20 protein-coding genes, 4 tRNA genes and 1 other annotated feature are annotated in these 21,615 nt (G+C 42.4%); of the genes, 3 read left to right on the top strand and 21 right to left on the bottom strand.

Annotation, left to right across the window (positions count from 1 at the left end; translation table 11 throughout):
• Positions 1-9 precede the first annotated feature (9 nt).
• The 10 genes from H70737_RS13815 to H70737_RS13770 all read right to left on the bottom strand — a co-directional run bounded on the left by H70737_RS13815 (position 10) and on the right by H70737_RS13770 (position 9,850).
• Positions 10-546, bottom strand: coding sequence for a hypothetical protein (locus H70737_RS13815; RefSeq protein WP_156113110.1), 537 nt, complete (start codon positions 544-546; stop codon positions 10-12).
• A gap of 151 nt (positions 547-697) precedes the next feature.
• Positions 698-1,039, bottom strand: a complete 342-nt coding sequence (locus H70737_RS13810) for a DUF1801 domain-containing protein (protein ID WP_042188055.1) — start codon at positions 1,037-1,039, stop codon at positions 698-700.
• A 50-nt stretch (positions 1,040-1,089) separates the two neighbouring features.
• Positions 1,090-2,352, bottom strand: a complete 1,263-nt coding sequence (locus H70737_RS13805; RefSeq protein ID WP_042188053.1) for an RNA polymerase sigma factor — start codon at positions 2,350-2,352, stop codon at positions 1,090-1,092.
• Complete coding sequence (locus tag H70737_RS13800) at positions 2,349-2,783, bottom strand: YciI family protein (RefSeq protein ID WP_042188051.1); 435 nt, start codon at positions 2,781-2,783, stop codon at positions 2,349-2,351. Before H70737_RS13800 ends, H70737_RS13805 begins: the two co-directional genes overlap by 4 nt.
• A 19-nt stretch (positions 2,784-2,802) precedes the next feature.
• Complete coding sequence (locus tag H70737_RS13795) at positions 2,803-3,612, bottom strand: alpha/beta fold hydrolase (RefSeq protein ID WP_042188049.1); 810 nt, start codon at positions 3,610-3,612, stop codon at positions 2,803-2,805.
• Positions 3,613-3,847: 235 nt separating this feature from the next.
• Positions 3,848-7,765: a discoidin domain-containing protein gene (locus H70737_RS13790; RefSeq protein ID WP_042188047.1), complete on the bottom strand. Its 3,918-nt coding sequence runs from the start codon at positions 7,763-7,765 to the stop codon at positions 3,848-3,850.
• Between the two features lie 275 nt (positions 7,766-8,040).
• Complete coding sequence (locus tag H70737_RS13785; RefSeq protein ID WP_042188045.1) at positions 8,041-8,391, bottom strand: DMT family transporter; 351 nt, start codon at positions 8,389-8,391, stop codon at positions 8,041-8,043.
• Positions 8,392-8,408: 17 nt separating this feature from the next.
• Positions 8,409-8,735 carry a DMT family transporter gene (locus H70737_RS13780; RefSeq protein WP_042188043.1) on the bottom strand — a complete coding sequence of 109 codons (327 nt, stop codon included), beginning with the start codon at positions 8,733-8,735 and terminating at the stop codon, positions 8,409-8,411.
• 13 nt (positions 8,736-8,748) lie between these two features.
• Positions 8,749-9,282, bottom strand: coding sequence for a TetR/AcrR family transcriptional regulator (locus tag H70737_RS13775; protein ID WP_052404282.1), 534 nt, complete (start codon positions 9,280-9,282; stop codon positions 8,749-8,751).
• A 91-nt stretch (positions 9,283-9,373) separates the two neighbouring features.
• Positions 9,374-9,850 carry a GNAT family N-acetyltransferase gene (locus H70737_RS13770; protein WP_042188041.1) on the bottom strand — a complete coding sequence of 159 codons (477 nt, stop codon included), beginning with the start codon at positions 9,848-9,850 and terminating at the stop codon, positions 9,374-9,376.
• Positions 9,851-9,975: 125 nt separating this feature from the next.
• On the opposite strand from H70737_RS13770, the gene H70737_RS13765 reads away from it, so the two are divergent.
• Positions 9,976-11,643 (top strand): ribonuclease J, encoded by a 1,668-nt coding sequence (locus H70737_RS13765; RefSeq protein ID WP_042188039.1) that lies wholly within the window; start codon positions 9,976-9,978, stop codon positions 11,641-11,643.
• Positions 11,644-11,699: 56 nt separating this feature from the next.
• Here the strand turns inward: H70737_RS13765 and H70737_RS13760 are convergent, their stop codons facing one another.
• Together H70737_RS13760 and H70737_RS13755 are read right to left on the bottom strand one after the other, a co-directional pair.
• Positions 11,700-12,797, bottom strand: coding sequence for a phosphotransferase (locus H70737_RS13760; RefSeq protein ID WP_042188037.1), 1,098 nt, complete (start codon positions 12,795-12,797; stop codon positions 11,700-11,702).
• Between the two features lie 89 nt (positions 12,798-12,886).
• A complete protein-coding gene (locus tag H70737_RS13755) occupies positions 12,887-14,443 on the bottom strand; it encodes an ABC-F family ATP-binding cassette domain-containing protein (protein WP_042188035.1) in 1,557 nt (518 codons plus the stop codon).
• A 232-nt stretch (positions 14,444-14,675) separates the two neighbouring features.
• On the opposite strand from H70737_RS13755, the gene H70737_RS13750 reads away from it, so the two are divergent.
• Positions 14,676-15,260 carry a P-loop nucleotide/nucleoside kinase family protein gene (locus H70737_RS13750; protein ID WP_042188032.1) on the top strand — a complete coding sequence of 195 codons (585 nt, stop codon included), beginning with the start codon at positions 14,676-14,678 and terminating at the stop codon, positions 15,258-15,260.
• A 118-nt stretch (positions 15,261-15,378) separates the two neighbouring features.
• Here H70737_RS13750 and H70737_RS13745 read toward each other — a convergent pair whose 3' ends face one another.
• The 4 genes from H70737_RS13745 to H70737_RS13730 form a co-directional block, all read right to left on the bottom strand.
• Entirely contained in the window at positions 15,379-17,412 is a 2,034-nt protein-coding gene (locus H70737_RS13745; protein ID WP_231573447.1) for an acyltransferase family protein, read from the bottom strand.
• A 144-nt stretch (positions 17,413-17,556) separates the two neighbouring features.
• Positions 17,557-17,874, bottom strand: a complete 318-nt coding sequence (locus H70737_RS13740) for an NUDIX hydrolase (protein ID WP_442950253.1) — start codon at positions 17,872-17,874, stop codon at positions 17,557-17,559.
• Positions 17,875-17,928: 54 nt separating this feature from the next.
• Entirely contained in the window at positions 17,929-18,915 is a 987-nt protein-coding gene (locus H70737_RS13735) for a phosphotransferase enzyme family protein (RefSeq protein ID WP_042188030.1), read from the bottom strand.
• 203 nt (positions 18,916-19,118) lie between these two features.
• Positions 19,119-19,652, bottom strand: coding sequence for a YdhK family protein (locus H70737_RS13730; protein WP_042188028.1), 534 nt, complete (start codon positions 19,650-19,652; stop codon positions 19,119-19,121).
• 176 nt (positions 19,653-19,828) lie between these two features.
• Here H70737_RS13730 and sleB point away from each other — a divergent pair, with 176 nt between their 5' ends.
• Positions 19,829-20,470, top strand: coding sequence for a spore cortex-lytic enzyme (sleB, locus tag H70737_RS13725; RefSeq protein ID WP_042188026.1), 642 nt, complete (start codon positions 19,829-19,831; stop codon positions 20,468-20,470).
• A 45-nt stretch (positions 20,471-20,515) separates the two neighbouring features.
• Here the strand turns inward: sleB and H70737_RS13720 are convergent, their stop codons facing one another.
• The 5 genes from H70737_RS13720 to H70737_RS13700 form a co-directional block, all read right to left on the bottom strand.
• Complete coding sequence (locus H70737_RS13720; RefSeq protein ID WP_042188024.1) at positions 20,516-20,782, bottom strand: CD3324 family protein; 267 nt, start codon at positions 20,780-20,782, stop codon at positions 20,516-20,518.
• Between the two features lie 111 nt (positions 20,783-20,893).
• Positions 20,894-20,966 (bottom strand) — tRNA-Phe (locus H70737_RS13715).
• Between the two features lie 18 nt (positions 20,967-20,984).
• Positions 20,985-21,057 (bottom strand) — tRNA-Phe (locus H70737_RS13710).
• A gap of 18 nt (positions 21,058-21,075) precedes the next feature.
• Positions 21,076-21,148, bottom strand: a tRNA-Phe gene (locus H70737_RS13705).
• Between the two features lie 18 nt (positions 21,149-21,166).
• Positions 21,167-21,239, bottom strand: a tRNA-Phe gene (locus H70737_RS13700).
• Between the two features lie 53 nt (positions 21,240-21,292).
• Positions 21,293-21,533 (bottom strand) — a binding site (T-box leader).
• Positions 21,534-21,615: the final 82 nt, after the last annotated feature.

Here is a 21,615-nt window from a genome sequence, read left to right as displayed (position 1 = left end):
ATTCGAATGTTACTTCGTATCTATGGAAATAGATAGCTTTCCATTGGATTCAATTAAAGAAATTTTGGCATTATCCGTCTGCCATACCCTACGAAAGTTTGTACCTTCGCCTTCTTTTCCTATATCTGCTGTGTTACCTTCACTCTTAGTCGTAAGCTCTCCAAGCTGTTGCGTTATCTCTTGCGTTAATTTTTCCTTGGTAGCTTCTTCAAAATGAATCGTCTCTCCAATCACTTTTCCAGTGTGATCATAGGAGACCTGAAGATTTGCTTCGTGATTCACAATCTTCTCGTTATATTCGCGGGATAAAAGAGTAGAATTCGTACCTTCATTACGATTAGGTGCGCCTTTGCCGAGAGCTTGGACAACTTGAGCATCCTCTTTTCCAATCAAAGTGGCAAGTTCCTCAAGGCTAAATCTTTCCTCAGCTCCACTTGGCACAACCGTTGGAGGTGGTAGCTGGGATTTATCTGCTACTGGTCTTGAGCATGCACTAAGTGCAAGGACCGTAAGCAGTAGCAAACAAGTTTGTTTTAATATCTTCATGGGTTTCATTCCCTTCATTGCTAGCTCTTGATGTATTTTTCACAATTTATTGAATGATTATGTATTGCTGGAGCCAAATTCGTCCAAAAAAGACGATATCCCATGAAGTCAAATGACTTTGAGATACCGTCCTACATCATGAATCTTGCAATTAAAGGGAAGCTGAGGATTGGCTAACCCAAGCCACTAATTGAGCCGTATCCACTGTATCCCCTTTTCGTAGTTTCAGTGTTTTTCTCTCCGGAGGGCCCTCGAATATCCCTTCTGGAAACTCAAGCTCATTCGTATTAAAAATAACAAAGCTTACCGCATCTTTTGAAGTTGAAATAGCTGCTGCGTATTTACCATTTTTCAAAAAATGAGGCTTCTTATACTGAATTCGTTCCTGTACATCTGGGATTGCTTGGTGAACAACCTCACGAAGATTAGTAGATAACACCACCTGCCATGGTTCTTTTAATGCTTCAATAAAATCGATGACTTCTTGATTCATTTTTTATCTCTCCTTTATGTACGTACCGGTTTAAAATAATATTGAATTAACTACGATGTTCCTAAGTTACACGCTGCCGCCCGATTCAGCAAAAGAATCCTTTCACGTTCATTCCCAGTCAAGGATGCGGCACGTTCAAACTCTGTACGAGCCTCATCATATCGACCCAGCTTCAGCAGAAGATCACCACGAACGCTGGGCAGCAGATGATATTCCCTTATAGATGGTTCAGTATTTAGCTCATCCACAATTTGCAGTCCAAAGGTTGGGCCGAACGCCATGGATATGGCGACCGCTCGGTTTAATTCGACAATCGGCGAAGGCATGACTCTCGAGAGCGCTTCGTACAGTGCAGAAATACGGATCCAGTCTGTCTCTGCTGCAGTAGTCGCCTGTGCATGACAAGCAGAAATTGCAGCCTGAAGCGAGTAAGGTCCGGGCGGAAGTCCAAGCTTTCGGCTACGCTCTAATGCAGTCAGGCCACGGCGGATCAGTAATTGATCCCACTGTGCCCGGTTTTGATCCATAAGTAGAATAGGCTCCCCTTTGCTATTAACCCTCGTCCTAAAACGCGAGGATTGAATCTCCATAAGGGCGACCAGTCCATGAACCTCAGGTTCATAAGGGGCAATCTCAGCTAGTACCCGTCCTAACCTCAGCGCCTCCTGGCATAACAGCGGACGGATCCAATCCACTCCAGAAGTTGCAGAATATCCTTCATTAAACATTAGGTAAAGGACTTCAAGCACCGTAGACAAACGGTCTTTAAGCTCTTCTTGAACGGGTACCTCAAAAGGAACCTTGTTAGCACTTAGGGTTCTCTTCGCCCGAACAATTCGCTGAGCAATCGTTGATTCGGCGACTAGAAAAGAACGTGCGATTTCATCTGTCGTCAATCCACATAACAGTCGAAGGGTCAGGGCTACTCTGGCATCTTGTGACAACAGAGGATGACAGGTCATAAAGATCAGACGAAGGAGATCGTCACTGATCTCCTCATCTAACGCATCATCTATATCTACCTCAGTGTATAAATCCATGCTATGTGCAACCTCTACGTATTTCTGATCTCGAAGCTTGGTCCTGCGAATAAGATCAATCGCACGCCGTTTCGCGGTGGTCATCAGCCAAGCACCTGGATGATCTGGAATCCCCGTCTCTGGCCATCGATTAAGGGCAATTACTAATGCGTCCTGAGCAAGATCTTCTGCGAGACCTACGTCCCGTACCATGCGCGTTAAACCCGCAATGATTTTTGCCGATTCCATTCGCCATATTGTATCAATCGTTCGATGCGTATGGGAGAAACTCACGTTTGCTTCTGCTCCTCAACCTGTTTACGAAGTGCTGCTTCTTTCGCCAATGTTTCGGGATCGTCCATTAATTCCTCCGGCTCGAATACCTGCCTTAACTCAATCTCTCCTTGGCCAAATCCATGAGGGTCCGGCATACGTAAAGCCCATTCAATGGCTTCTTCTCTTGATTTGACCTCAATCAGCGTATATCCAGCGATCATTTCTTTAGCTTCTGTAAACGGACCATCCATAACTTTCGGTTTGCCGCCAGCTTCCGGATATGAAATTCGAATACCACTGGAACTCGGTTGCAATCCATCGCCTGCCAGCAACACACCTGCTTTCACCAATTCCTCATTATACTTCTGCATAGCATCAATCAGTTCTTGACTAGGCATAATTCCCGCCTCTGAATCTGTGGTAGCTTTAACAATCATCATAAATCTCATAGGTGTATCCCTCCTATTTTTAATTTCCCATAAAGAATACAGTAAGCTCAGTTGAAATGATCCTTGTATTGAGTTTCTTCGTATGACCGAGCCCCTTTTTACTTAACAGTTTCGCATTAGGTAGTACTTTAGCAATTGCCTGAGCACCATGCCGTAAGCCAACAGGACTCTCCGTACCTTCGAGGACCAGCGTTGGAATGGTAACTGCGCTCCACAATGTGGCAGGAAGCGGCTTTCCGTCCATATACCCATCCAATAAAACAGCATCATAGGGAAGAGTGTGCGCTACAGCCATTAGGTTAGACCATACACTTGGCATTAAGTGCATCAATTTAACAATAAACGCAGGTGCTCCCATACCTTTAGTCATAAAATACTTAATCGCCTCAGATCGGCGATTTGTAGCAATAAGCTCAGTAACATTCATTACGAAATCTAGAGGCGGCTTGAGATCCGAAGCATCAACCACAAATGGAGGCTCATGCAGAGCTAATTTTGTAATATTTGCTCCATCCGCTGCTGCCTGTAGAGCAAGAACTGCTCCAGAAGACAATCCCCAGACATATGCCGCTCCTCCGGCCGCATTAATTATAGCCTGCAGATCTTCGATCTCACGAGCTATTGCGTATGGCTGAGTGTCTCCACTATCGCCACGACCTCGTCGATCGTAATTGAAGACTGTGAAATTCTCAGACAACAGATCAACTAACTGTACCTGACTTGGGAATTTTCGGTAACTAAATGCACCTGTCACTAATATAAGTGCTGGCCCTTGACCCATTTTGTCATAGGCAATCTTAGTTCCGTCCATTGAAGTTACTAAATGCATTTCATCTCTCCTTCGCTTTAACGTCTGATATCCGGACTTCTATTTAAACGACGAACGGAAGATGATGAAATCGACACATTTTTAAAAATTTATTTCTTATGAGATAAATACTATATCCTACCATTTATTTCTTGTTCATCAAGTCAATATCCTTCTCTGAAGTTTTAAATTTTTACTATCCACAATATAAGAAAAAAGGGAAAAGTTCCGAAGAACTCCTCCCTCACACTAACGCTTAATGAATCGTCAGATTAAAACCGCTCTGAATATAATTCAGGTTGGGGTTAGCGATATTCGTAGTCGTCAGGTTGTTAAACGTTGCTGAACCATTGCCTGTGTAGGTATAGATTGCCGAACCCTGATGTGGCCCAGAGAAACGTGAAGTAGTAATACCATCAAGCCCAGTACCATTAATATTGATGTTGTTAAACACGATATTCTCAAATCCACCACCATAACCGAACTGGATTGCATCGCGTTGTGTATTGATGATATCGATGTTGGTAAAGGTGACGTTCTTGATGGCATCATTCGATGCCTCTAAATCGATGGCTCCACGTTCTCCACCATACAGATCTTTACTGGTACCACTTGTGATAATCGTAGTATCTGAGAAAACAATGCCCGCATTATTCTGGAAATGGTAACCAGGGAAAACGGTGTTCATACGAATACCAGAACCACCTACAGTGTCGATGATGTAGTTGTGATCTGCCTTATGACCGCCGCCTCCAAAGAATGCTATGGCTGCAGCACGCCAGTTATTCTCAATCGTGTTGTAGGAGAATGTGTTATTTACACCCGCCGGAGCACCATTGGTGTTACTAGTCCATACTGCAAGACCATCGTCACCGTTATTTCTTACGTTGGTGTTTCGAACAATCGAATTGCTAGTGCCTTGGGAGTAGTTGATACCATCGGCAAGATTGTTCCGAATCCGGCTGTTTTCAACCACAAGCCCACTGGCATAAATAGCAGGTGTATGAGCATAGTCGCCTACCCACATACCACATTCAAAATGTTCTACCCAGACATCATGGATAATTGAATTAGTACCAAAGTTATCCATAAATCCTTTATAAATTGCATTTTGTCCATAACGGGATCGCAAATTCGAATTCATGTAAATATTACTAAAATCTAGCTTGCCGCTAATACGGAGTGAAATACCGCCTCCCGCCGCATTAGGATTAGTAAACTGGAGGTTCGTATGCCAGATTCCAGCACCCGTCACCGTAAAGTTGTTAATCATATTGCTGGCAGAGCCAATTTCCCACATGCTGCTAAGATTAAATGTTCCGGCAGGAATATACATGCTCTTACCACCTGCAACAGCTGCATTCACCGTTGCTTTAAAAGCTGCAAGGTCATCCTGACCATCATTTGCTACAGCACCATAATCTGTCACTGACACGGAGTTCGCCGGACGAGCGACTGCAGTAGGAACGGGTTCGATTTCGAGGAAATCAACACCATATTCCAAGCTATCTCCATTGTTCTTCTGAATACGGATGATATCTCCAGGCTGGAGAGGAGTATCCAATTTCCAGTGGACTTCGTCAAATCGGAAGAGCGGACGCCCAGCACTAGGAGTATCACCAGGCATATCGCCCGAAAAATACTGCCAGCTGTAGTAGGATGTCAACGATACCGTTTTGACTTTTACTCCATTCACATACACGTCAAGTGAACCATTCAGTCCCATACCATCCGAAGAGTCAGGCATAGTAAATCTCATAGTTACACCCGCGCCGCCTTGTCCTTGTCTGACTGTCCATCCCACGTTCGAGCCGTTTGAAGGAAGTGCTACATAACGCTGACCAGATGCTTCTGAAGCAATTAGTGCTTGATCAAACGTAGGTGCTGATTTCAACGTAGCTCCACCACCGAGAGTAGCATCTTCGGTATCATACCGACTATAAGGCATGCTTGCACCACGTAGGGCATAGACCACCAGATTAGTTGTGCTTATATTGTTTGATTGCTTCGCTGTTACCTCATTAGCATCCACTTCAACAGTAGTGGTTATAGTGTAATTACCGTTGACTGCTGTCCATGTCCCTGGAATCGTGACGTTAACGGAAGCTCCAGCAGCAAGGGTCCCGGAATAGGATCCATTAAATGTTTGAATCGTGGTACCTGCTGAGTTTTTAAGAGCTACAGTAACACCATGAGAACCGCTTGCAGAAGCAATGGTTCCTTGATTCTTGAGATTTACGGTAAAAGCTACTGTACTATTAGCCACTGGATTACTTGGTGTCCAGGTAGTCACACCAACTAAGTCAGAGCTGGAGACTGGAGCGATAACAAGAGATGCCCCGTTCGTATAGCTGTTATTCCCTTCGTTCTGCTCGATAATCACATTGTTCTCATCTACTTTAGCGCTGAGAGCATAGGTCGCAGCGGTTTTGGCTCCAGCGTTTAATGTCATTGAGGCTGTTGTTGATGCGCCTGCAGTTAATAAACCTACTGGAGCAGATCCAACGAGCTCATTGTTTAAGTAAAAGTTGACAGTGGTTGCTGCGGAGCTAGCATTACCGTTGTTCTTAACAACTGCATTTAATGTAATTGCACTTGTCTCGACAGGAGTAGTAGGTGACCAGGACATACCCGTTATCATTAGATCAGGGTTCGCCCCTGGTGTACCGAATACTTGAAACTCCGCGATTTGCCCAGCAGGGGCACCAGAGTTCGAAGTGATATTCAACTGCAGACGTTTAACCGTTGCCGTAACCGGGATGGTTACTGTGTTGCCCGAAGCTGGATTAAACGTATAGGATTGAGCCGATACCAAATTACCGAAGGTAGTCGTGTCTTGATTGTGACCGAGCACCTGAATCGTTTGTGTGCGAGTACTCCATGCAGAGGCTGGATTCAGCTTCAAAACGATTGACGTAATGTTGTGGTTCGCCCCTAAGTCGAGGGTGAGCGAACTTGGATTGCTGCCACCTTCCCAGTACGTGCTTGTGTCATTATCGTTCGCATTTGTTGCTACGAACGTTTGTGTACTGGAAGAAGCGGTAATCGTCTTGCCGACAGCAATATTACTCCCAGGAGCAGGTGTTGGTGTGGTTGTTGGCGTTGGTGTGGTTGTTGGCGTTGGTGTGACCGTCGGTGTTGGTGTTGGTGTTGGTGTTGGTGTTGGTGTTGGTGTTGGTGTTGGTGTTGGTGTTGGTGTGGCTGTCGGTGTCGGAGTAGGTGTTGCAGGTGGTGTTGTTGTCGTCGACGCTACAGTGATTTGGTCAAGGTTAACATTGCCAGAATCACCAGCATCATATTTATATGCGATGGTGTTGTTACCCGCATTTAGATTAAGAACTTCTACTTTAGTGCTCCATAAATCCCAATTTGGTAAGTTAGATAATGAGGTCTGGCCAATTTTAGCACCATTGACATAGACACTTATTGTCTTTGCACTGCCACTTGCATTAGCGTATTTCAATGTCACCTCACGACTACCTGCTGCTGGCACGTTAACCGTGAATGTCGTTGTTGCACCTTGTGTCAAATATCCATCCACGAATCCCGCGCCGGAGTAACCGGCATGATCCGTGTTCACTTTAGCTCCTCCAGACAGTGAAGCAGATTCAGCTTCATAAGTGCCGGAAGGCGATGGAGTTGGAGTAGCAATAGGGCCACTAGCGCCGTAAATCTCGAATTCAGAGAGCTGAGCTGCCGGCCAACCTGTGTTGCTCGTTACATTCAGACGAACATAACGCGTACTGATTGAGGCAAAGTCGATGGTAACACTGTTCCCTGCCACTGATGGATTGAATTCATAATTTGCAGAACCTACAATATTCGTGAATGTCGAACCGTTTGTGCTACCTTGAACAGCCAATGTTTGCGTCCGCGTCTCCCAGCCAGAAGGGAGCTTTAGAACGATTTGATCAATATTCGTATTTGCACCTAAATCGACTTGAATCCATTGTGGGAATGCATTATTCGTGCTTTCCCAATACGTGCTTTGATTACTGTCTTTAACATTGTCAGGACTATAAGTTTGTGATTGACCGCTCGCAGTTACATTTTTGCCGAGTGTCAGGTTTGGTCCTCCGGAGGCTGAAACAAAATTAAGTGGGCCCGCAGCCAAGAATAAACTTGAAATCAGCATGGATACTACCAGCGACCATACAACATACTTGTTACGCATTTTAATTTTAATCCTCCTTAAATATGTTAGATTCTCAAAAATTCACGAACCTATCAGAGTGCTCAAATGGTAGCGTTTTCAATAGAGATCATCCAGAGCACATTAAAAAGAACCACACCCTCCCTTCACTTTCAGACACACTCATTATAGATAAATAGTAGCTCAAACTATAAGATGTAATTCTACGGAAAAGGTAAGTGATACCATTATCGCGAAACTATGCGATTTATGGAATCTATGACATCCGTTTAAAAATAAAAAAAGAGCCTGATTTATCAGGCCCGTACTTTGTCTTCACCTTTGGCAGGAGAGTTTAATAATACCACTCCTCCTACTATTAATACTATTCCGGCAAAAGTAAGAATACCAAATGGATCTCCCCACACAACAATACCCACAATTGCAGTTAGAACAGTACCTACACCCGACCAAATCGCATAAGCTAAGCTTAACGGTAATTCTCTAAGGCTTATGGATAAACTATAAAAAGCAATAATAAAACCAATAATAACCCCTATAGAAGGGAGTAATTGCGTGAATCCTTCTGACATTTTCAACATAGTAGTACCTACGACTTCGCTAGCAATCGCTATACTTAGAGCAATATATCCTACATTTCTTTTCATGCTGCAGCCTCCAAATTCTAATGAGCCCCACCTGAGAGCTTCATAATGATTACACCACCAATAATAAGTAGTAGACCTAGTAATTTCTTACGATTAAAATTCTCCTTATAAATAACTACGCCAATTATAGCTGTCAAAGCTGTGCCCACCCCTGACCAAATCGCATAAGCTGTACCTAATGGAATTGTTTTTAACGCTAAAGAAAGACTGTAAAATGCTAAGCCCATACCAAGGATCACGCCAATGGATGGGAATACCCTTTTAAACCCGTTAGACACTTTTAGCATTGAACTGCCAAATACCTCACAGATGATCGCTGTTGCAAGTAATACATATGAATTCAAAGATAACCTCTCCTTACTTCGTCATATTTATCAATTCTTGAATGACTTTCGTGCGTAATTCATCATCTAACACACCTAATCCGAACATTTCGGAATACCATAACCCATCTGCTGCCAACCTAATGATAGTGGAGCGTACAGGATCAATGCCATCGTTCTCTATGTTTTGTTGCCATGTTGCATATTGACTTTGAAATTTGTTAAGAATATCTGGATTTGTGAAAAGAGCAGCGAGAAGCGCGGTACCAATCTCTTTGCCCTCTTTAATATCATCATCCATGGCTTTAGTAATAGCACGACTCCACTTTCCTTTTTCAACCGTTTCGCTCATTGCTCTATCTTGAACATTGGTAAAAAAATGGTTCGTTAGATCTTCGACCATCCCTATGATCAAAGCTTCTTTATTTGGAAAATGGTGCAGTAGCCCGCCCTTACTGACCCCGGCTTCTTTAGCCACAGCTTCAAGCGTAAGCTTCTCTACTCCATTATTTTTAACAACTGTGGAAGCCGCCAATAAAATAGTTTTACGTTTAGAATTACTGTTCACATTGATCACCCCTAATATTTACTATACCGTCTGGACGGTTTTAATGTCAAATAAAAAATAAGCCTGCTAATCCAGGCTTACTAAACCATAATTAAATTAACTCTTTAATATACCAAGCATCACATGCGAAATGCTCTGAGCCAGCTAATGGGGCATCTAAAAGTTCGAAGCCGTTTTTCATATAAAAACGGTTAGCCGCATGCATGTTCTGTAATGTCTCCAAATAACATTTGTTGTAATATAGCTTGGCAAAATCCAGAGCCGTATTTAAGAGTTCGGAAGATATCCCTCTACCTCTAACAGACTGAGATAAGTACATTTTTTGCAACTCACATATGTCGCCCTCATTGCCGAAAGGCGCAATGCCACACCCGCCCAATATATTTCCATCTTCTTCTACAACCCAATAGGCCTGATTATCACTATGATTGTAATACTCATATAAATGATGCAGGCTGTCATCTTCCCACGCAAGCCCTGCCCTATTCCCGCCAAACTCAATCAGGCAGTTCCTAATAATCTGTTCGATTGCATAATTATCCTTCATTTGTATTCTTCTGATGTTCATGATCAATCTGTCCCCTAACTTTTGAATATCAATCTATTGTTATACTATTGTACCACCTCAATGAAAGGATAATTATAAGGGATTTCATACATAATATAGGTGAATTTATAAAAGGAGGGACTTTAATGAAAGTGGCAGCAAAGCAGCTCTGGATTGCAGCATTAGGCGGTGTGAATGAAATTGGTAAGAATATGTATTTCCTGCAATATGCAGATGATATTATTGTCATTGATTGCGGTTCTAAATTTCCAGACGAAAGTCTACTGGGGATTGACCTCATTATTCCTGATGTTACGTATTTATTAAGTAATCTTGATAAGATTCGAGCATTAGTAGTTACACATGGACATGAGGATCATATTGGAGGAATTCCGTATCTACTCAAACAATTAAATCTTCCGATCTACGCATCTCGGTTAACCTTAGGTCTAATTGAAAATAAACTGAGGGAACACGGAATATTACGTCAGACCAAGCTTCATGTCATTGATTCTGAGTCTACTTTACAGCTAGGAGCGATTACTACAACGTTCTTTAATACCAATCATAGTATTCCGGATTGCCTTGGTGTTGTATTCGACACCCCAGAAGGGACCGTTGTTCATACAGGGGATTTCAAATTTGACATGACCCCTGTTAATAAGCAGTATCCAGACATACATAAAATGGCTGACATCGGTAAAAATGGTGTAAAGTTCCTGCTCTCAGAGAGTACCAATGCAGAACGCCCAGGCTTCACCCCCTCTGAAAAACTCGTTGGCGCTCATATAGAAGAAGCATTCATGAAAGCTGACCGTAGAATCTTTATCTCTACCTTTGCTTCAAATGTACACCGTCTACAACAGATCATTGAAGCTGCTCGTTTAACCGATCGTAGATTAACCTTACTTGGCAGAAGTATGGTTAATGTTGTCCGAGTAGCCCAGGAACTCGGGTACTTGAGCATTCCAGATAACATGCTGATCGAGCCTACAGAAGCTGCCAAACTCCCTCCAGAGCAAGTAACTGTATTATGTACAGGCAGTCAAGGAGAGCCCATGGCTGCGTTATCGCGACTGGCTAACGCAAGTCATAGGCAGATGGAAATCCAGGCAGGAGATACCGTTCTGATAGCAGCTAATCCCATTCCCGGGAATGAACGCAATGTATCTAGAATCGTCGATAATTTATACGTGCTGGGCGCTAAAGTCATCTATGGATCACGCAGCGAGCTTCATGTATCTGGGCATGCAAGCCAAGAAGAGCTTAAGTTAATGTTAACCTTGATGAAACCTGAATATTTCATACCGATTCATGGTGAATACCGTATGCTACATCATCACAGCTTGTTAGCAGAGGCAGTTGGTGTTAACCCCAATAATATCTTTATTCTAAAAAATGGAGATATCGTCGAGTCATCATCAGGTGTCGTCCGCCAATCTGGCCGAGTGGCAGCTGGACAAACCCTAGTGGATGGCCTTGGGATTGGAGATATTGGTAATGTCGTTCTTCGCGATCGTCGCCAGCTGTCAGCAGACGGTATTTTGATTACAGTGATTACATTAAGCCAAGAAGATGGACGTTTATTAAACGAGCCGGATACCATATCCAGAGGATTCATCTATGTCCGTAACTCAGAAACTTTAATGGAGGAGATCAACAAGCTTGTAACCTCCACCCTTCAAAAGATGAGTGAGGCTGACCTAGGCGAGTGGAATATCATCAAGCAGACCATCAAGGAGACCCTAAGTAGATTCCTGTACGAAAAAACGAAACGACGTCCAATGATTCTCCCCATCATTATTGAGGTGTAGCAAAAAGGAGCTCCTTTAATAGGGGCTCCTTTTTCATATCTAATGAGAATTAAGAACTATGTTATCCATAATTTCAATGTCTCAGCTTCTAGCGTCATTTTTTGATGAATAATAATGATTTGCTCTAGCCGATTAACCCGCTCCTGAAGATTAGCGTTTAACAGGTCAGATTGTAGCTGAGCATTTAGAGAAAAGTATTGTGGCACTTCCCAGACACTACGTAAAGCAGTGCTTAAACAATAACCATATCTTGCAAGGGATTCGTCCCCTTGCCATCCGCTAGCCTTTAATCCTTTGATATACGAATGGAATAAAGACTCTTTAAATTCCTCGTAACGATGGATAGGAATTACACCAAGACTCATATTTACGCCAAACATTTTACCAAGATCTTCACCTAAACCTGATAAGCTCATAAATTGCCAGTCTATCAAGACTAACTCTCCGTTTTGAGTTAACAGCATATTCATTTGACTGAGGTCCTGATGGGCTAATACTCGCGGCAAGCGATGGAGAGCATTCAAGTTACTGTCTATCCGCTTCGTGAAGTCTTGGAACCAAGCCCAAAGGCTTCGGTCATTGTCTCTATGTAATTGATGAATATATTCTTCAGGGTTAGGTGCATACATTTTACTTGCGGTAGTCCATGATCTAAGCCAGCTTCTACATATCCATTGGTTATTAGGAGTGTTCTTTCCTGAAAGATAAGCTCCATTAAATCGGCCTAACCGTTCAGCGATAATATCAAACTGCTCCTTCGCATGTGCAAATTCCCCTTCAATTCGTTCCATCCATAACCATACGGTACCATCTACTTGCTCCTCAACAAGATAACACTTAGGAGCTTGGATTGAGCCCGGAAGCTCATCCAGAATCTTAGATTCAAAGACTAGGGCTTCTCGTCGCCAGTAATTGTGATGTGCTGGATCCTCTTTTTCTGCACTATCAGACTTAATGATTTTTAATATGATTGACCATGGAAGCTGCTCGTTATTAATTAGTGCGATACCCTGAAGATGAAAGATACCCGCTGTTGTAAAGTTAGGTGTTTTATAATCTAAATCCTCACATGTGAAATCGACTATTTCTATTTCTTGTTCTCCAAAAATTCTTTGAACACTGATGTTAAGCTGATCCATTTTATTCTCTAACACATAGACCCTCCCCACTATCCATAAAAAAGCCTATAAAGCGTAACTGATTCGTTAACACCTCATAGGCTTGTTCAATAAAGATTTGCTTATTAGAATACTTTTGTTGTCCAATCTTCGCAATTCCAGATATCGGTGACAATGTCTTGATAAAAATCTGGTTCGTGAGAGATCATGAGAATGCTTCCCTTATATGCTTTCAGCGCACGTTTCAGTTCATCTTTGGCATCGATATCCAAGTGGTTCGTCGGCTCATCTAATACGAGAATGTTCGTCTCGCTGTTAATGAGTTTACATAGACGCACTTTAGCTTTTTCTCCACCACTTAGAACAGCAATCTTACTTTCGATATGTTTCGTGGTCAGTCCACATTTGGCAAGGGCAGCACGTACTTCGAATTGTGACAGGGATGGGAATGTATCCCAGATCTCCTCGATACAAGTCTTGTAATTGCCTTCTTTCATTTCTTGCTCAAAGTATCCAATCTCTTGATGGTATCCACGTTCTACCGAACCGGACAATGCTTGGATTTCACCTAAGATGCTGCGAAGCAAGGTGGTTTTACCGATCCCGTTCGCACCGACCAACGCGATCTTTTGTCCACGCTCCATTAACAAATTAAGCGGTCTGGACAACGGTGTGTCATATCCGATAACCAATTCTTTTGCTTCGAAAATCATCTTGCCCGCGGTTTTACCTTCTTTAAAGTTAAACTGTGGTTTTGGCTTCTCTTTTGCAATCTCGATAATTTCCATCTTGTCGAGCTTCTTCTGTCTGGACATTGCCATGTTACGGGTAGCTACGCTTGCTTTGTTACGTGCAACGAAGTCTTTCAGCTCTGCGATTTCTTGTTTTTGACGGTTATAAGCAGATTCAAGCTGTTGTTTTCTCATTTCGTAGACCTGCTGGAATTGCTCATAGTCACCCACATAACGAGTCAGCTTTTGATTTTCCATATGGTAGATCAGGTTGATAACGCTGTTCAAGAAAGGCATATCATGTGAGATCAGAATAAATGCATTATCATACTCTTGAAGATAACGTCTCAGCCATTCAATATGCTGCTCATCCAGATAGTTCGTAGGCTCATCTAGGAGCAAAATATCTGGTTTTTCAAGCAACAGCTTCGCAAGCAAGATTTTGGTACGCTGACCACCACTAAGATCAGCTACATCACGATCCAATCCAATATCTGTGATGCCTAGACCGCGCGCGGTTTCTTGTATCTTCGCATCGATCATGTAGAAATCTTGATTTGTAAGCGTATCTTGGATCGTACCAACTTCTTCAAGCAGCTTTTCCAACTCTTCAGGCGACACGTCACCCATTCTGCCGTACATATCATTCATCTCTTGCTCAAGATCAAAGAGGTATTGAAAAGCGCCTCTGAGTACATCTTGAATGGTCATGCCTTTGGTCAACACTGCATGCTGATCGAGGTAGCCAACACGCACCCGTTTGGACCATTCGACCTTACCTTCATCCGGTTGAAGCTTTCCTGTAACAATATTCATAAAAGTGGATTTACCTTCGCCGTTAGCGCCGAATAATCCGATATGCTCGCCTTTTAGAAGACGGAATGAAACATCCTTGAAGATCGCACGATCTCCAAAACCATGACTTAATCCTTCTACATTTAATATGCTCATTTATGGACACCTTTTTCTTATTTTTCTCGCTATATTATAAGCAGGATTACACAAAAACTCAATGGAGAAGCAAAAAAATATCATATTATGGACCGTAACGCGCAATATCTCAGGTAGTCTGTTCCTATCTCTCTGATGGAGATATTGCGCTGGCGATTACTCACTATCTTTTATATGATAGTATGCAGAGATACATTATGGAGTTGAATTGAGGTTCTAAGGAGAGACATTGATGAACAAACTTGTATTTTTTCTAGGGCCAGCTGGGGCAGGCAAAACGACATTAGCTAAAGCGATCGCTTCCCGGCGTAAAGTACCCTTCTTTGATATGGATATTCTATTACGTCCAGCGGCTGACGCCATTATGACCTTTCACGGATTGGACCCGGCAGACAGAGACTCTGCCGATTACAAAAGATTATGCCGTGATTTGGGCTACCGGATTACGATGGATGCAGCGCTAGACAATATAGGCCTGAATGTAGATGCATTTGTGGTTGGACCATTTACTAAAGAAGCTGCCAACCCTGACTGGATCAGCAGTGAGTTATCTCGAATCGGACGTTCGCTGCAAGATGTTGAGGTTAAAGTTGTCTTAGTCGAACTAGCCAATGAGGAATTGTATCGGACACGAATTCACGATCGACAATCACCATTAGATGAATGGAAGTTCCAGCATTGGGATGAATTTCGCAAATCATTTGGAAACCGCAGTGTGAAGTGGCCGCTTCCAAGTTCTAATGTGAAAGTGATCGATAATTCTGATCCAGACATAACTACGACTGTGGCTGTGGTGGAGCATTTTATCTACGACTAGGAATTAATTAGCTCTTCAATGATCATTCGTTTACGAAAAAAAAAGACCGGCAAAGAGAGAACTCTCTTGCCGGTCTATTAAAATATAATATCAAAAAGTTTGGAGATTCAATTAATTCTTACTTACTTTCCAAGGCTTTCGCAAGAAGTGAGGCGTAACACTTGGAGCCCTCTGGTTTAAGATGCACACCATCTTGGTAGAAATAATCGTCTTTTCCTTCACTTGCAGAGTACCAGTCTACTACGGTCGTATTACTATATTCACTGGAAACTTTTGAAATATTGTGATTCACATTATTCTCCCATTTTCTTGGAACCCGTGTATTGACCAAAAAAATCTGCTCAGCATCACTTAATGAATCCAGTAAATTACGTAATTGCTTTGAACTAAAGGATCCGTTAGTCCCAAGCTCGATTATAACCTTTTTACCCAGCCGGCCTTGAGCTTTAAGCTGATCCACTACCTCCTGAGCTTTAGCCATCTGCCGACCGATCTTTCCCTCGATGACAATGCCAGGTAATTCCTCTGAAAGGTATGGTGCTGCATCCAAAATGACAGAATCTCCAATGGCCGTAACATCCGTTCCAGCTTGACTCTTCTCAGCCACGGGTTTCTTTTCTTCAGGAACAGATTTTTTTACTTCTGATTCAGGCTTTGCTATTTCTGTATTTGTAGTTCCCACCTTAGTATCAGCTTTTTTCACTTCAGGTTCAGTTGTAGCTGTTGCCAAGGCTGGTATTGATGGTTTATCAGTTACATTTTCGTCTATCGCTTTATGATCTGCGGGATCATTCTTTCTTCCCATATCTTGTCGTTCTTGCTGCTGCAGTCGTTGTTCTTGCTGTTGCAGTTGTTGTTGTTCATACTGCAAATCTGCCGATTCGATCGCAGACGTATCCGATCCAGCGTTTAACAAATAACCTTTGCATGCGATTGGGATAAGAATCACGGCAATAATAGCCATTAAGAAGCCTGGACGAAGACCACCCCTTCGTTTTACACTGATATTCTTCCATGTTTCTTTAAATGAACCTCGACGAATGGGCTCCTCCACATACTTATATGATAATGCAGCTAGAAGGAAACTTACTGCTACCTGAATGATAATCCGAAGCATGCTGCTTTCTTCAGTACTCACATTCGGACTGCTAAGGATAATGACTGGAAAATGCCATATGTACAAGCTATATGATCGCAGCCCGATCCAACGCAAAGGTTTACAGCCTACGATCGATCCCAGACGGCTAGCAGGATGAGCTAGAACGGCAATAACTACAGCTGCAATCAAAGAAATCACTAAAAACCCACCACGGTAAAGTAAATCATCGAACTCATTAACCTGATTAAAAAGTACCAACAATAGAATGAGTCCTAATCCCCCTACAATATCAAGCACACGCCGAGCCGGTTCTGAGACGTTATCATTAAGTTTCTGACTTGGCCAAGCAACTGCAAGTGCTGCTCCAATGAGAAGCGCAAATAAGCGGGTATCCGTTCCATAATATACTCTACTTGGGTCTGTCCCCGGTACGTAGATCAATGCCATGGCTAAAGCCGAGACTGCTGCGCAAGCCATAATCCATGCAATAAGCTTACCTCGCCGACGAGCGATTTTCATCACGATGATGAGAACTATTGGCCATAGAATATAAAACTGTCCTTCAATAGAAAGCGACCATAAATGTCCGATAGGAGATGGTGGGCCAAAGCTTTCAAAATAGGAAACATTATGAAATATTAGCCACCAGTTATTGAAATAAAATAAGGAAGACATAAAGTCACCCTTGAGCCTAAACAATCTTGATGGTTCTATAATTAAAAGCCATATGGCAACCACAAAAAGCATAACGGCCATCGCAGGCAACAGCCTCCGCGCCCTACGAACCCAAAAGTCTACAAGGTTCAGCCTTCGGTGCCGCTCCCACTGGCTAATGATTTGGTCAGTAATGAGATATCCGGAGATTACAAAAAATATTCCAACGCCGAGAAGTCCACCCCCAGCCCAATTCAGATTCAAATGATATGCGATTACAGCGAGTACTGATAAAGCCCTTAGACCATCAATTCCTGGCACATAACGCCTGCCGCCTACAGATTGTATAGAAGACTGGCTCCTCATATTATTTCTGAAAAGCTTCGTGTTGTCTTTCATAATGTTTCAGTCCTTACCGTCGATTTATCGTTCATAAGTAAGACGCTGTAAACGTATGAAAAGTTCTGTAATCAACTGAAAATGTTATAAAATAAAAAAATGAATCTTTGTTGATCGAAACACTTGTCCATTGTGCTCCCTATATTAACTCAGATGTGTAATAATAATTTCTTCAACTTCTGTACCCCGTAACTCTACGTAAAAAGGCTGCACCTCATCATTTAGACAATACTCCAGCCGCAGTCTGAGGTTTTTCCATGTGACCATTTCCAATGCTTGTTCTATCGAGAAAAACCCAACTTCTAAGCTCTCGGAACTAGTAGCAGGTTCGCCGCCGATGGCTTTCCCTAGAAATAGGTTAGTACAAATAGATCGATCAACATTTTGAAAAACTCCGCAGAACTTATTAATCTCTATATCAATGCCCGATTCTTCTTTGGCTTCCCTGATCATTGAATACAACGGTAGCTGCGGAAAGAATATGTTTGGGGGTTGTCATATCGGATACCTCCCTCATTAAAGCTCTAAACAAGCAATGTCATTTAGAGCATCGTGAATATTACGGGCAAGCCACTCTCTATCCTGCTCACGCTGTGACTCCGAAAACTCTTGAAATAACAAAAGCACTAATTCCAGTCGGCGCTTCTCAATAAAGAGCGGGAGCTCTTCTAGCCACTTATTGTCGAGTGAGTACTCTCGATTATACCCTTTCATAAAAGACGTCAGCATGGCTGCCGCAAGACTAGAAGTTCTACTCTGCTCTACCTCCGGTTTTCGCCAATCCCCAAAGATGGTCGAATAATAAACGGCAATGGCAATATCATGCACCATGTAGTCGTATCCACAATCATCAAAGTCAAACACGGTGATCTGCCCCTCATGCACGAAGAAATTACCTGGATGCAAATCACGGTGACATAGTACATAGCCTTCTCGATTCCGCGGCAACTGGTTAATCCGATCATTTATTTGAAGCAACTTTTCAAAAAGCTGCTGTTCAACAGTACCAAAGTTAGCAAAGTCAAACTCTAGCTTACCCTGATGTGGTCTTGCCAGAACAGTCTCCGGACGCTCATATTGCAGAGCTAAAGCATGCATTCTTCCTGTTACCTCACCCCATTGCTCAAAAAGCTCCGTTCCCCAATAGGGATCGGAAGCATTAACATGACCACCTGGTGCTTTCTCCATCACACAGATCATAAATCTTTCTTGATCTTTGACTAACGCTTGTACCAAACTGCCATCCTGAAAGGGAATGGGGGGAGCCAGTTGCACGCCATGCTTTGCAAGATGGTCCATAAAGTCAAGTTCAGAGATAACCATCTCCAGCTCCTGATGAGACTGATGAGATACACGTAAAATAAATTCATGATCATCTTTTGGAAAGCTATAGACAACATTTTCAAAACCACCAATATACTTTATCGCTGTCCAATCGACTTGAATCTGTTGTGCAGCTTGCTTAAGCATCTCTTCATCGAATTTCACCTGCCAGTTAGGCATTTCAATCACGCTCCTACCTTCTAAGAAAACATCAATTAAAATGGTATATTTTGTATATCGGTATTTTATAAAGATATCTTAACACTTCTCTACCAATAAAAGAAGCAATCAAAAAGGTAGGAGCAGCCTAGAACTTTAACAAAGTCCATGACTGCCCCTACCTTAATCATCTTTCATTACTTTTGAGCTTATATTTCTATTGGTTACTTTATTGCTGAAAGCTCATCTTCCGTTACCCATTTATGATTTTTCACTTTATCTCCACCCGTAGTAGGTGTGTAATCAATCATATATACCGTGGTTTGTTCCGCTGCGTTAATCTGAGCCGTTGCACCTTTCATATCTTTCATATGGTCAGCTTCCATTATGACTTCCGAGCCGGATTCATAGGGTTTGTCGGCTGCTTTTTTGATTTCCTCATGAATAATCCACTTATGATTTGTAACTGGAAATCCACCTGTTGCGGGCCTATAAGAAACGATATACGCAGTGGTATCAAAAGCTCCAACTATCGTTGCTGTTGCCCCTTTCATACCTTCCATATGCTCCGCTTGGATAATCGCTTTACTTCCTATTTTAAAAGTAGGATTCTCTGCCACTTTCAAATTTTCAGGTACGTCGCTTGAACTGGAATGTGAGGTATCTTCCATTATCTTATTGCCATAGCTATTATCATTACCACATGCGCTTAAAGTGAGTGCAGCTGCGATTATGAATAGATATAATTGCTTTTTCATATATAAAACCTCCGATGTTGATGTGCCTCTGATTATTCATTTACCCATTTCATAAGATCACAAACCTAATGAAGTATTTTCGAAAATGTAAAATGGATTATTAGATTACCAATAAATGAGTGTTGTCTCAGTTATTGAAGGTTATTTATAATGTTTTCTGAAAGGAGGCTACTACAATGAAGACTAAAATATTCACTTTGTTGCTTCTTTTGGGTCTGGTAAGTATGGCTACTATGATCGGTTCTGCTAGTGCTGCACCTGTATTAACCGTAGGGAGTTCTTCTGGAGATGTGTGGGATCTTCAGTATCGATTAAAAACTCTGAATTTCTATACTCAGCCTTTAGATGGTGTATATGGATCACAAACGAAAGTTGCCGTTGCTAAATTCCAAAAGGCCTACGGATTAAATGCCGATGGAGTTACTGGTACAAAAACTTGGAATGCTCTAAAAAAATACACGCTTAGTATTGAGGAAATGGATATTCTGGCGAAAGTCATTTATAGTGAATCTCGCGGTGAGCCTTATAAAGGTCAAGTCGCAGTTGGCGCTGTAGTTATGAATCGCATACAATCTAGTCAATTCCCAGACAATATTAAAGACGTTGTATTTCAAAAAGGCGCATTTACAGCCGTATCTGACGGTCAATACTGGCTTACTCCAAACCGGACTGCCTATTTAGCTGCTCTTGATGCTGTCCGAGGTTGGGACCCAACAAACAATTCGATCTATTATTTCAATCCAGATACAGCTACTAGCGCATGGATCTGGACTCGTCCTCAGAACTTAAAAATTGGTAAGCATATATTTGCGAGTTAACGCTTCAAATAAATGTAATAGCCGGTCAACCCTAAGGTTGACCGGCTATTTTTTAGTATAAACAATTTTCTTAATACTATCTTTAGAAAGACAGTATTCACCTGAGAGCTGGTCGACGGTTGCACCAGCAGCAAACCTCAGGCAGATCTCAATATTTCTTGATTCCAAATATTTTCTACTCCCTGACTTCTCACCCCATTTTACATGTAATTCTTCAGGCTTTGGAACGTAGACCATACCACCGTTTATATATTTCTGTATTTCTTGTAGTAACTCTTTAGGGAAGACTGTATCTGCATTTACATATTTCATAATTAATCTACTCCTTAAACTTTTCAAATTAAGATGAAATAACAAACAACCTGTCTAACCATAATGGTCGGACAGGCTGTTTTTATAGAAAGCTTGCTATTAAAGTTAAGATGGCTCGGGACGGGGTCGAACCGCCGACACTAGGATTTTCAGTCCTATGCTCTACCGACTGAGCTACCGAGCCTTGCTATTAAAGTTAAGATGGCTCGGAACGGGATCGAACCGCCGACACTAGGATTTTCAGTCCTATGCTCTACCAACTGAGCTACCGAGCCTTGCTATTAAAATTAAGATGGCTCGGAACGGGGTCGAACCGCCGACACTAGGATTTTCAGTCCTATGCTCTACCGACTGAGCTACCGAGCCTTGCTATTAAAGTTAAGATGGCTCGGGACGGGGTCGAACCGCCGACACTAGGATTTTCAGTCCTATGCTCTACCAACTGAGCTACCGAGCCTTGCAGGGATACAAATATTTCTTCTAAATGGAAACAAAAAGACCCCTCGTCCGAAAAGGGACGAGGAGCCGCGGTACCACCCTAAATTAGAACTATTCTGTACAACAAACAGAAATGTTCTCACTTAAATATTTAACGGTTAACACCGGTACACCTCTACTTGCCAACAATGGTTTCAAGGGACTGCTCCGGAGTGAACTTCGATCAACCCTTTTCTCTAGAAACGCTCTCAATCTCCGGCGTTTCCTCCCTGTAGTGAGGTATTGAACTACTTTTCTCCATCAAAGCATTTGTTTTGATATATAATTTTTTTCTAATTGTAAGCCCTAATCCACTATAAGTCAATAGAAGAAATAATTCCCTCATTTCGATTTGA

Origin of the sequence: Paenibacillus sp. FSL H7-0737 (assembly GCF_000758545.1) — a bacterium.
Classification (GTDB): domain Bacteria; phylum Bacillota; class Bacilli; order Paenibacillales; family Paenibacillaceae; genus Paenibacillus_AQ.
The sequence above is the reverse complement of the archived record's forward strand: the minus strand, read 5'-3'. Positions and strand labels throughout refer to the sequence as shown.

Bases quoted from the DNA above. Each gene is read 5' to 3' on its own strand.
- sleB (WP_042188026.1), top strand. From the start codon at position 19,829: ATGAAGACTAAAATATTCACTTTGTTGCTTCTTTTGGGTCTGGTAAGT.
- H70737_RS13800 (WP_042188051.1), bottom strand. From the start codon at position 2,783: ATGAGATTTATGATGATTGTTAAAGCTACCACAGATTCAGAGGCGGGA.
- H70737_RS13745 (WP_231573447.1), bottom strand. From the start codon at position 17,412: ATGAAAGACAACACGAAGCTTTTCAGAAATAATATGAGGAGCCAGTCT.
- H70737_RS13785 (WP_042188045.1), bottom strand. From the start codon at position 8,391: ATGAAAAGAAATGTAGGATATATTGCTCTAAGTATAGCGATTGCTAGC.
- H70737_RS13730 (WP_042188028.1), bottom strand. From the start codon at position 19,652: ATGAAAAAGCAATTATATCTATTCATAATCGCAGCTGCACTCACTTTA.
- H70737_RS13750 (WP_042188032.1), top strand. From the start codon at position 14,676: ATGAACAAACTTGTATTTTTTCTAGGGCCAGCTGGGGCAGGCAAAACG.
- H70737_RS13735 (WP_042188030.1), bottom strand. From the start codon at position 18,915: ATGCCTAACTGGCAGGTGAAATTCGATGAAGAGATGCTTAAGCAAGCT.
- H70737_RS13815 (WP_156113110.1), bottom strand. From the start codon at position 546: ATGAAGATATTAAAACAAACTTGTTTGCTACTGCTTACGGTCCTTGCA.
- H70737_RS13755 (WP_042188035.1), bottom strand. From the start codon at position 14,443: ATGAGCATATTAAATGTAGAAGGATTAAGTCATGGTTTTGGAGATCGT.
- H70737_RS13720 (WP_042188024.1), bottom strand. From the start codon at position 20,782: ATGAAATATGTAAATGCAGATACAGTCTTCCCTAAAGAGTTACTACAA.
- H70737_RS13765 (WP_042188039.1), top strand. From the start codon at position 9,976: ATGAAAGTGGCAGCAAAGCAGCTCTGGATTGCAGCATTAGGCGGTGTG.
- H70737_RS13810 (WP_042188055.1), bottom strand. From the start codon at position 1,039: ATGAATCAAGAAGTCATCGATTTTATTGAAGCATTAAAAGAACCATGG.
- H70737_RS13790 (WP_042188047.1), bottom strand. From the start codon at position 7,765: ATGCGTAACAAGTATGTTGTATGGTCGCTGGTAGTATCCATGCTGATT.
- H70737_RS13770 (WP_042188041.1), bottom strand. From the start codon at position 9,850: ATGAACATCAGAAGAATACAAATGAAGGATAATTATGCAATCGAACAG.
- H70737_RS13795 (WP_042188049.1), bottom strand. From the start codon at position 3,612: ATGCATTTAGTAACTTCAATGGACGGAACTAAGATTGCCTATGACAAA.